This window comes from Streptomyces sp. NPDC004647, from assembly GCF_040609575.1.
In the GTDB taxonomy this organism is placed as follows: Bacteria; Actinomycetota; Actinomycetes; order Streptomycetales; family Streptomycetaceae; genus Streptomyces.
The window spans coordinates 50,301-61,042 of record NZ_JBEXKU010000049.1; the positions used below are offsets into that span (position 1 = coordinate 50,301).

General features: G+C 71.7%; 8 protein-coding genes. 2 read left to right on the plus strand and 6 right to left on the minus strand.

Annotation, left to right across the window (positions count from 1 at the left end):
* Positions 1-23: 23 nt before the first annotated feature.
* The 6 genes from ABZW18_RS21890 to mce form a co-directional block, all read right to left on the minus strand.
* Positions 24-911: a hypothetical protein gene (locus tag ABZW18_RS21890; protein WP_356189808.1), complete on the minus strand. Its 888-nt coding sequence runs from the start codon at positions 909-911 to the stop codon at positions 24-26.
* Positions 912-926: 15 nt separating this feature from the next.
* Positions 927-1,697 carry an ABC transporter permease gene (locus tag ABZW18_RS21895; protein ID WP_356189810.1) on the minus strand — a complete coding sequence of 257 codons (771 nt, stop codon included), beginning with the start codon at positions 1,695-1,697 and terminating at the stop codon, positions 927-929.
* Positions 1,698-1,700: 3 nt separating this feature from the next.
* A complete protein-coding gene (locus tag ABZW18_RS21900; protein WP_356189812.1) occupies positions 1,701-2,714 on the minus strand; it encodes an ATP-binding cassette domain-containing protein in 1,014 nt (337 codons plus the stop codon).
* Between the two features lie 125 nt (positions 2,715-2,839).
* The gene (locus tag ABZW18_RS21905) at positions 2,840-3,775 is read right to left on the minus strand and encodes a cellulose-binding protein (protein ID WP_356189814.1); all 936 of its coding nucleotides are present in this window, start codon (positions 3,773-3,775) and stop codon (positions 2,840-2,842) included.
* Between the two features lie 115 nt (positions 3,776-3,890).
* Positions 3,891-7,538 carry a polarized growth protein Scy gene (gene scy / locus ABZW18_RS21910; protein WP_356189816.1) on the minus strand — a complete coding sequence of 1,216 codons (3,648 nt, stop codon included), beginning with the start codon at positions 7,536-7,538 and terminating at the stop codon, positions 3,891-3,893.
* Positions 7,539-7,775: 237 nt separating this feature from the next.
* Complete coding sequence (gene mce / locus ABZW18_RS21915) at positions 7,776-8,216, minus strand: methylmalonyl-CoA epimerase (RefSeq protein WP_356189818.1); 441 nt, start codon at positions 8,214-8,216, stop codon at positions 7,776-7,778.
* A 136-nt stretch (positions 8,217-8,352) separates the two neighbouring features.
* Here mce and ABZW18_RS21920 point away from each other — a divergent pair, with 136 nt between their 5' ends.
* Both ABZW18_RS21920 and meaB read left to right on the plus strand, forming a co-directional pair.
* Complete coding sequence (locus tag ABZW18_RS21920; RefSeq protein ID WP_356189820.1) at positions 8,353-9,564, plus strand: acetyl-CoA C-acetyltransferase; 1,212 nt, start codon at positions 8,353-8,355, stop codon at positions 9,562-9,564.
* 69 nt (positions 9,565-9,633) lie between these two features.
* Positions 9,634-10,596 carry a methylmalonyl Co-A mutase-associated GTPase MeaB gene (meaB, locus tag ABZW18_RS21925; RefSeq protein ID WP_356189822.1) on the plus strand — a complete coding sequence of 321 codons (963 nt, stop codon included), beginning with the start codon at positions 9,634-9,636 and terminating at the stop codon, positions 10,594-10,596.
* Positions 10,597-10,742 lie beyond the last annotated feature (146 nt).

Genomic DNA, 10,742 nt, shown 5'->3' on the forward strand with positions numbered 1-10,742 from the left:
TACCGGGACGTTGACGGTTCCCGTTAAGCGAGACTGGACGGCGAATCGCCGAGGGGTGGCAAGTTCCCGTAGCGATACGGCTCCGCAGCGTCCAGCCCGTACGGCAGGAAGCCGGGCTGGGGCAGCACCCAGCCCTCCTCCCGGAAGGCCCGCCTGCCCTGGTCTCGCAGCTCCCGGTCGGCTCCTGCCCGCCGGACCCAGGTCCGCGCATCGGGCCCGAGCAGCTCACGCAGCCGGGGCGAGGCGTCGAGCAGCGCGCCGAGCAGCGCGCTCTGGTCCCCGCCGCCGGGCCGCGGGCGGCCGTCAGGACCGGCGAGCACCCCATAGGTACTGATGTAGAGGTACGCGCCGCCGAGCCGTTCCCCGGACGGCATCGTCATCGCGAACCGCTCGCCCGGCAGCATGGCCCTCCGGTAGCGGGGGATCTCGGTGGCGTCCACGGCCGCCAGCTGTCCGGGGTCCAGCCACGAGACGACGAACGCCGACTCGGTGTCCGGGTCCGGGTACGGGGTGCAGGCGACGTAGCCCCCGCGGCTGATGTGCCCGGAACAGCCGACCGCGATCCCGCGCACCCGTACCGGCACCATCGGTACGGCCGCGGACGGGCCGAGCCGGGCGAGTTTGTGAGCGATCTGCGCCGGGGAGGCGTTGCAGCCCACGGCCAGCACCGGGTGGCGCTGCTCCGTACCGGCCTGGCCCATGGCGTCGAGCGCCGCGTCCAGCCGCTGTGCGGGCTCCGGCCCGTCGACGTACCAGGCGCCCAGCCGGCGTCGCCGTACGAGCAGCGGCAGCAGCTCCCGGGCGGCCGGGAGCAGCACAGCGGGCTCGGTGACGGGCCGCCCGGGATAACTCAGGGGGTGCTCGGCCGGCACCTCTGAGTAGCCCAGCGCCTCAAGGCTTCGGTCTGCCACGGGAGCACCTCCGCGTCACGCGTCCCGCTGCCGCATGACGATCCAGCCGCCGATCAGCGCCGCCACCACCCACAGCACCATGATCGCGAAGCCGCCCCACGGCCCGTACGGCGCCGTGTCGTCCGGTGGTGTCACCACCTGCATGATCTTGCTGCCCGCCTGGTCCGGGAGATATTGGCCGACCTTCCGGGTGGCGTCGACATTGCCCAGGATGTTCGAGATCAGGAAGAAGAAGGGCATCAGGATGCCCAGCGCCAGCATCGGGCTGCGCAGCATCGCCGCGATCCCCATCGAGAACATCGCGATGAGGCCCATGTAGAGCCCGCCGCCGAGCACCGCGCGCAGCACCCCGGGGTCGCTGATCGAGGTGCGGTGGTCGCCCAGCAGGGCCTGGCCGAGAAACAAGGCGCCGAAGCTCGTCACGAATCCGACGATCAGCGCGAGGGCCGAGGCCACCGCGATCTTGCAGAAGAGGAAGGTGCTGCGCTGCGGGACGGCGGCGAGCGAGGTGCGGATCATTCCGGTGCTGTACTCGTTGGAGATGACCAGCACCCCGAAGACGATCATCGCCAGCTGGCCGAGGCCCATGCCCGCGAAGCTGACGAAGGTCGGATCGAAGGCGGCCCGGTCCTGTAGTGACATGTCGTCGAAGCCGATCCGGGACACGATGCTGATCAGCGCCCCCAGCGCGAGCGAGACGACCAGCGCCAGGCTCAGCGTCCACACCGTCGACCGGACCGACCTGATCTTCGTCCACTCCGACTGGAGAACCTGCGTCGCGGCCATCGGTCAGGCTTCCTCTCTGTCGTGCCGGCGGCCCGGTCCGCGCCAGTCGGCGCCCCAGCCGGCCCGCCGCGGTCCCACGGGTGTCCGGGCCGGCGGGGCCCCGACCTCGGTGCCGTTGTGCGCGTGGTACTCGACCGACTCGGCGGTCAGCCGCATGAACGCCTCCTCCAGCGAGGCCTTCTGAGGGCTCAGCTCGTGGAGCACCAGCCGGTGCTTCGCGGCCAGTTCACCGAGCCCGGCCGCGTCCGTGCCGTCCACCTCCAACGAACCGTCGGAGGAGGTCGCCGCGGTGATCCCGGCCTGGTGCAGCACATCGCGCAGCCGCTCCGGTTCGGGCGAGCGCAGCCTGATGTACGACCGGGAGTTCTGCGCGATGAAGTCGGCCATGGAGGTGTCGGCGAGCAGCCTGCCCTGGCCGATGACCACCAGATGGTCCGCGGTGAGAGCCATCTCGCTCATCAGATGGCTGGAGACGAAGACCGTGCGGCCCTCGGCGGCCAGCCGCTGCATCATGTGCCGGATCCAGTGGATGCCTTCGGGGTCGAGCCCGTTGACCGGCTCGTCGAACATCAGGATCTGCGGGTCGCCGAGCAGCGCGCCCGCGATGCCCAGCCGTTGTCCCATACCGAGGGAAAAGCCCTTGGCGCGCTTCCTGGCCACCGAGGTGAGGCCGACGATGTCCAGCACCTCCATGACCCGGCTGCGCGGAATGCCGTTGCTCTGGGCCAGGCACAGCAGGTGGTTGTACGCGCTGCGGCCGCCGTGCATCGCCTGCGCGTCGAGCAGCGCGCCGATGTACTTCAGCGGGTCGTACAGCTCGGCGTAGTGCATGCCGTCGATCCGCACGTCCCCCGCGGTGGGCTTGTCCAGGCCCAGCATCATCCGCATCGTGGTGGACTTGCCGGCGCCGTTCGGACCGAGGAAACCGGTGACCGCCCCGGGGCGTACGGCGAAGGTCAGCCGGTCGACGGCCAGCGTGTCGCCGTACCGTTTCGTCAGCCCCTCGAGCTCGATCATTCCCACACGCTAAGAGGACACCGTGCCTCTCGCCACCGGAGCGTTTCGACGCACGAGCGCCCCGCACCACCGACGGTGGCGGCGCGGGGCGCTCGTAGCGTCCGGTCGGGCGGAGTCCGGGGGACTCAGCGGGTCTGCTGGGCGGGGACGCCGTGCGAGACCGGCTCCTCCTCCGGCGTGCCGGCCGCGGCAACCGCCGCACCGGTCAGCGTCGCCAGCATCTCGCGGACGTTGGTCAGCTGCGCGTTGATGCTGTCGCGGCGGTTGGTGAGAGCCGCCAGCTCGCGCTCGGACTCGCTGCGGATCCGGTCGGCCTTGGCGTTGGCGTCGGCCACGATGTCCTCGGCCTGGCGCTGCGCGGTCTCCACCGTCTGGCGGGCCCGGCGCTCCGCGTCCGTACGCAGCTTCTCCGCCTCGAGGCGCAGCTGCTCGGCACGGTGCTCGATCTCGGCGAGGCGCTTCTCCGCCTTGGCCTGACGCGAGGCCAGGTCGCGCTCGGACTGCTCGCGGCGCTTGGCGAGGTTCGTCTCGAAGTCGGCGGCGGCCTGAGCGGCCTTGGCGCGGGTCTCCTCGAAGAGGGTGTCCGCCTCCTCGCGCTTGGACTGCGCGTCCTTCTGCGCGTCGGCACGCAGGCTGGAGGCTTCGCCCTTCGCCTTCTCGACGATCCGGACGCCCTCGTCCTCGGCCTTCGCCTTGCGGTCGGTGGCGAACGCCTCGGCGTCGTTGCGCACCTGCTGTGCGGCGGACTCGGCCAGCTCGCGGTGCTGATCGGCGGCCCGACGGGCCTCCTCGCGCAGGTCCTTGGCCTCCTCCTCGGCGAGCCGGAGGATCTTCTCGACCCGGGCGCCGAGACCGGCGTAGGACGGCTCCGAGTCGTTGACCTGGGCCTGGGCGTTCTGCGTTTCGAGATGCAACTCCTCGATGCGCTTTTCCAGAGCGGTGATACGAGCCAGTGCACTATCACGGTCGGCGACGAGCTTCGTGATGCGGTCGTCCACCTGCCCGCGGTCGTAGCCGCGCCGCACGAGCTCGAAGCCGAAGGGAGAGGAAGTGTCGCTCATGGGGTTCCTGTCGAAAGAGACCGGTGAGGTGATAGGGGGAATCCTAGGGGCGGGAGCGGCGTGTCATCGAGTCAATGCCGGTTTGATCTGGAGAATGAACCCCCTTTTGGGTGGCTTAGTTATCGGACTGCTTACCACTCGAACGGGTGGCGCCCGCCCCCGCGGCGGCCTTGACACCGTTCTCCTTGCCGCCGCCCGGTGTCTCGAATGACTCGAGCGCTTCCAACACGTCCTGGACCCGGGAGATCTCGGTGTTGATGTCCTCGCGGCGGCGCACCAGCACCTCGAGTTCCCGCTTGCCCTCGTCGACCGTGCGCTGGGCTTCGTCCTGCGCCTCGGCCCGCAGCCGCTCGGCCTCCCGCAGCACCTCGGCCTTCTTCTGCTCGGCCTCCTTGAGCAGCCCCTCGGCCTTCTTCACCGCGGCGATCCGTACCTTGCTCGCCTCGCTGCCGGCGTCCGAGACCATCGACTTGGCCTTCTGCTCGGCCTCCGCGAGCTGGTCGTTCGCCGCCTTCACCAGCTTGTCCACCCGCTCGCCCGCGGACTTCAGCGCTTCGGCGGACTCCCGGCGGGCCCGCTCGTGCAGCTCCTCGACCTCGGCCTCGATACGGGTGCGCAGCTCCTCGGCGCGCTCCCTGGTCGCGGTGGCGTCCCGGCGCGCCTCGCCGAGCAGGGTGTCGGCGTCCGTACGGGATCGCTCCACCATCCCGTTGCCCTCGTTCGTGGCCTCGCTGACGATCCGTTCGGCCTCCTTGCGGGCGGCGCCCACCATCGTGTCGGCCTGCTTCTCGGCGGCCGCCGCCGCGCGCACGGCTTCCTCCTGGGCCTTGGCCACGAGCTGGTCGGCCTGCTCGGCCGCACCGCCCAGCCGCTTCGCCGCGCCCTCCCGCGCCTCGTCGAGCGTGCGGTCCGTCTCCTCCCGGGCCTCGCGGCGCAGCTGCTCGGCCGCCCGCTCGGCGTCGGCCTTGATCTGCTCGGCCTCGGCGCGGGTACGTGCCGCGAACTCCTGCGCCGACTGGAGAGTGTCAGCGGCCTCGGTGCGCAGCCGCTGTGCCTCGTAGGTGGCGTCGCCGACCAGGCGGTCGGACTCGGTGACCGCCTCGGTGATGAGCCGGTCGGCCTGCTCGGCGGCCTCGGCGCGCTTGCGGCCGGCGTCCTCGCGGGCCTCCGAGCGAAGCCGCTCGGACTCCTCGATCGCCTCCGAAACCGTACGCTCCGCAAGGGCCTTGGCCGCCTCGGCCTCCGCCTGGGCGTCGTGGCGGATACGGCTCGCGTCCTGCGACGCCCGTTCCCGCTCCGCGTAGGCGTCGGCGCGGACCCGGTCGGCCTCCTGCTGTGCCTCGTCGCGGGTGCGCTCCGCGGCGTGCTCGGCTGCCGACCGCAGTCCGGCGATCTCCTCCTCGGCCTGCTCGTGCAGCCCGTTGACCGAGTCCCGTACCTGCTGCGCCGTCTGCTCGGCGGAGGCGATGAGCTCCGAGGCGCGCCGCTCCGTCTCCTCGGTCAGGCGCTGCGCCTCGGTCTGTGCCTCCTCGGTGCGCTGGCGGGCCGAGGCGAGCAGTTCCTCGCTCTGCTCGCGGGCCTGCGACCGCTCCTGGTGCGCCTCCTCGCGGGCGTCGCCGAGCAGCTGCTCGGCCTCGCGGCGGCGGCGGGACGCTTCCTCCTGGGCGGCGGCCAGCGCCTCCGCGGCCTCGGAGCCGGTGCGTTCGGCGGCTGCCGCGGCCTCGGCCCGTACCCGGTCCGCGGTCTCCTGGGCCTGTGCCCGCAGCTCCTCGGCCTCGGCCGCGGCCTCGCTGCGCAGCCGTACGGCCACGGACTCGCCCTCGGCGCGGGCGTTCGAGGCGTCCGCGGCGGCTTCGTCGCGCAGTCGCTCCGCTTCGGTCTCGGCCTGCTGCTGGAGGGTGCGCAGCCGTTCGGCCGCCTCCGAGCGCAGCCGCTCGGTCTCCTCCGCGGCCTCCCGGCGCAGCCGTTCGGCCTCCGTACGGGCCTCGTGCAGCGCCTCTTCGGCGGCCACGACCCGCGTTTCCGCCTCGGAGTGCAGCCGGGCCAGCTCGTCGGCGGCCTCCGCGCGACGGTCCCGGGCAGCCTGCTCGGCCTCCTCGCGCAGCTGCTGGGCTTCCTCGGCCGCCTCTTCCGACGTCCGCCGGGTCTGGGCGGCGGCCTCGGCGCGGAGTTCTTCGGCCTCGGCGCGGGCCCGCTCGAGGGCGTCCTCGGCCTGCCGGCGCAGGGTGGTGGCCCGTTCGATCGCCTCGGTGCGGACGCGATCGCCCTCGGTGGAGGCGCTGTTGCGCATCTCCTCGGCGTCCGCCTTGGACTTGGCCAGCAGGTCCTCGGCGGAGCTGGCCGCCTCCTCGATCTGCTGGACGGCCTCGCGGCGGGCCTCGCCGCGGATCCGCTCGCCCTCGGCGACCGCTTCCGCGCGCAGCTGCTCGGCCTCGCCGCGCAGCCGGCGGGCCTCCTCCTGCAGCTCGACGGTCTTGGCGCGGTACTCCTTGGTGTCGTCCTTGGCGGCGCCCTTGAGCTGCTCCGCGCTGTCGAGCGCCTCGGCGCGCAGCCGCTCGGCCTCGGCCTCGGCCTCGTGCCGGATCCGCTCGGCCTCCGCGGACGCGGCGCCGGTGGTCGCCCGGGCGTCCTCGGACGCCTTGGTCAGCACTTCCTCGGCGCTGCGGGCGGCCTTGGCGAGCTGGGCCGCCGAGTCCTCGGCGACCTGGGAGCGGGCCGACTCCTGGGCCTCGGAGACCATCCGCTCGGCCTCGGCGCGCGCGTCGGCGCGCAGCTGCTCGGCCTCCGCCTTGACGGCTTCGGCCTCCTTGGTGGCCTCGGTGACCAGCCGCGCGATCTGCGCCTTGGCGGTACGGGTGCGCTGCTCGTTCTCCGACTCGGCGCTGCTGAGTCGCTTCGAGGCGGTGGTGGTGGCTTCCTCGCGCAGCCGGTCGGCCTCCGCGCGCGCATCGCGCAGCGCCTTCTCGGCCTCCTTCATCTGCTGCTCGGCCGCGCGGGTCAGCTCGGCCGCCTGCCGGCGGGCCTGGTCGGACTCGGTGGAGGTGGAGCTGCGCAGCTGCTCCGCGTGGTCGCTGGCCTCCTGCGCCTGTGTGGAGGCGGCGTTCAGCAGACGCTCGGCGTCCGTACGGGCCCGGCGCAGGATCGCCTCGGCTTCGCCACGTGCCGTCTCGGTCTCCGAGTGGAGCCGCTCGCGGGCCTGTTCGGCGAGGCGGTGGGCCTCGGCGCGGGCGGCGGCCAGAGCCTGCTCGGCCTCGGCGCGGGACTCCTCCATGAGCCGGCGGGCCTGCGCCTCGGTACGGGCGCGCAGCTGCTCGGCCCACGCCACGTTCTCGTTGACGTGCGACTCGACGGTCTGCCGGCGCTCGGCCAGCTCCTGGTCCAGGCGCTGGCGGCGGGTGACGGCCTCGGCGTGCAGCTCGGCTTCCAGCCGCGACTGCCGCTCCGCCTGGTCCTGGAGGAGGCGCTGGGTCTGGGCGCGGGCCTCGCGCAGCTCGCGCTCGGCGTCGGTGCGCAGCTGGTCGGCCTGGATCTGGGCATTACGGAGCAGCTGTTCGGCCTGGTAGCCGATGTCTGCACTGTCGAAGGCAGGACGGGACGCGAGGTTGCGGCGCGCCTCGTGCAGCTTGGCGCGCAGCACCTCGACCTGGTAGCCGAGGTCGTCGGCGTGCTGGACGGCCTTCTCCCGCTCGGTCTTCAGCCGCTCCATCTCGGCTTCGAACTTCGAGAGGTGGTCGTCAGCCTCGTAGCGGTCGTAGCCCCGCACTGCGCGGTCCCATCCGTCCCCTGGTCGCGTCGATACCGGCGCTCGTCCTGACCGTCCAGGCGCCGATCCGGTCTCCGATCTGCACAGTCCTTCTCTCGTACGCCCTGTTGTACGTGCCCATCGGAGAATGGTGTCAGATCATCGGCGAGGTGTGGGTCACAGCCCCCAACCCGAACCAGGCCGCGGCCACCCGGAGGGCGGCCCCGGCCACTCTACCGGCCTGGGGGGACTTCGGGGTCAGTGCCCGTTCTGCGATGTGGTGGCCGAGGTGACCAGCTCCGTGAGAACGCCGTGGCAGTCCTTGGGGTGCAGAAAAGTGATGCGCGAGCCCATCGAGCCGGTGCGGGGCTCGTCGTAGAGGACCCGGACGCCCTTGCTGCGGATGTCCGCGGACTCGGCGTCGACGTCCTCGGTGCCGAAGGCGATGTGGTGCACCCCCTCGCCGTTCTTCGCCAGCCACTTCGCGACGGTGGAGTCGTCCCGGGTGGGCTCCAGAAGCTGGAGGTAGGAGGCGCCGCCGTCCGACGTCTCGTTGATCTTGAGCATGGCCTCCCGGACACCCTGCTCCTCATTGATCTCGGTGTGGAACACCTCGAAGCCGTACGTGGCACGGTAGAACTCGACGGTCTTGTCGAGGTCGAAACAGGCAATCCCGATGTGGTCGATTCGCGTCAGCATGGCTCCAGTGCACCGCTCACACAGGTGGTTACGCAACGTGCGCGCGATCACAGTCGTGGACCGGTGACCGCAGCCTTACTGCTCAGTACATTGACGTAAACCCTCGTTCACTTCCTTCTCCCGAAGGGGCCGCACCATGACAGGTACGACCGGCACCACTTCCGTGATCGTCGCAGGAGCCCGTACGCCCATGGGGCGCCTGCTCGGGTCCTTGCGGACCTTCTCCGGAGCCGACCTCGGCGGTGTGGCCATCAAGGCCGCGCTGGACCGGGCGGGCATCGGAGGCGATCAGGTCGAGTACGTGATCATGGGCCAGGTGCTGCAGGCGGGCGCGGGCCAGATCCCGGCCAGGCAGGCCGCCGCGAAGGCCGGCATCCCGATGAACGTGCCCGCGCTCACGGTCAACAAGGTGTGTCTGTCCGGGCTGGACGCCATCGCGCTGGCCGACCAGCTGATCCGTGCCGGTGAGTTCGATGTCGTCGTGGCCGGGGGCCAGGAGTCGATGACCAACGCCCCCCACCTGCTGCCGAAGTCCCGTGAGGGCTACAAGTACGGCGCGGTGGAGATGCTCGATGCGATGGCGCTCGACGGGCTGACCGACTCCTTCGAGGGCGTCGCCATGGGCGAGTCGACCGAGAAGCACAACACCCGGCTCGGCATCGCCCGCGAGCCGCAGGACGAGATCGCCGCCCAGTCCCACCAGCGGGCCGCCGCGGCGCAGAAGAACGGCTTGTTCGAGGCCGAGATCACGCCGGTCGAGATCCCGCAGCGCAAGGGCGAGCCGGTGATCTTCTCGAAGGACGAGGGGATCCGCGCGGAGACCACCGCGGAGTCGCTCGGCAAGCTGCGGCCCGCCTTCGCCAAGGACGGGACCATCACCGCCGGCACCGCCTCGCAGATCTCCGACGGCGCCGCCGCCGTCGTGGTGATGAGCAAGGCCAAGGCCGAGGAGCTGGGCCTGGAGTGGATCGCCGAGATCGGCGCACACGGCAATGTGGCCGGGCCCGACAACTCCCTGCAGTCGCAGCCGTCGAATGCGATCGCGCACGCGCTGGGCAAGGAGGGGCTGACCGTCGGGGATCTGGATCTGATCGAGATCAACGAGGCGTTCGCCGCCGTCGCGGTGCAGTCAATGAAGGATCTTGGTGTTACCTCCGAAAAGGTGAACGTCAATGGTGGTGCCATTGCTCTGGGACACCCGATCGGGATGTCCGGTGCGCGGATCGTGCTGCACCTGGCGCTGGAGCTGAAGCGCCGCGGTGGCGGTACGGGTGCCGCCGCGCTGTGCGGCGGTGGCGGTCAGGGCGATGCGCTGATCATCCGGGTGCCGCAGAACGGCCGGAAGTAGCGGCCGGAATCAGCTGCCGGAAGCGGCGGCTGGACCAGCAGCTGCATGAGTGCGAGGAGCGGAGCATCCATGGCCGACGCTGACGTCCCCACCCTGGTCGAGCAGGCGCGGGAGGGCCGGCCCCGGGCCGTTGCCCGGCTGATCTCGCTGGTGGAGGGGGCGTCGCCGCAGCTCCGTGAGGTGATGGCGACGCTGGCCCCGCTGACGGGCGGGGCCTACGTCGTCGGGCTGACCGGATCCCCAGGGGTCGGGAAGTCGACCTCGACCTCCGGGCTGGTGTCCGCGTACCGCAGGATCGGGAAGCGGGTCGGCGTGCTCGCCGTGGACCCCTCGTCTCCGTTCTCCGGCGGCGCCCTGCTGGGGGACCGGGTGCGGATGAGCGACCACGCCTCCGACCCCGGTGTCTACATCCGGTCGATGGCGACCCGCGGCCATCTCGGCGGGCTGGCGTGGGCCGCTCCGCAGGCGATCCGGGTGCTGGACGCGGCGGGGTGCGATGTGGTGCTCGTGGAGACCGTGGGTGTGGGCCAGTCCGAGGTCGAGATCGCCTCGCAGGCCGATACGAGCGTGGTGCTGCTGGCCCCCGGAATGGGGGACGGGATCCAGGCCGCGAAGGCCGGGATCCTGGAGATCGGCGATGTGTACGTGGTCAACAAGGCCGACCGGGACGGGGCCGATGCCACGGCGCGGGAGCTCAACCACATGCTGGGGCTGGGCGTATCGCGCGCTCCGGGGGAGTGGCGCCCCCCGATCGTGAAGACGGTCGCCGCCCGGGGCGAGGGCATCGACGAGGTGGTCGAGGCGCTGGAGAAGCACCGGGCGTGGATGGAGGAGCGCGGGGTTCTCGGAGAGCGGCGTTCCCGGCGCGCGGCGCAGGAGGTCGAGACGATCGCGGTGACCGCGCTGCGGGAGCGGATCGCGTATCTGCACGGTGACCGGCGGCTGGGCGCGCTGGCGGAGCGGATCGTGGCCGGGGAACTGGATCCGTACGCGGCGGCGGACGAGCTGGTCGCGGGGCTCACCGAGAGCTGACGCGGTGCTGCGGTGCTGCGGTGCTGCGGTGCTGCGGTGCTGCGGTGCTGCGAGGGGACGGGGGCACATGGCCCCGGCCCCACGCAGCGTATACGGCGGCTGCCGAAAGATGGGCTGTTAGTTTATAGGTAAATCAAACCTCTGAA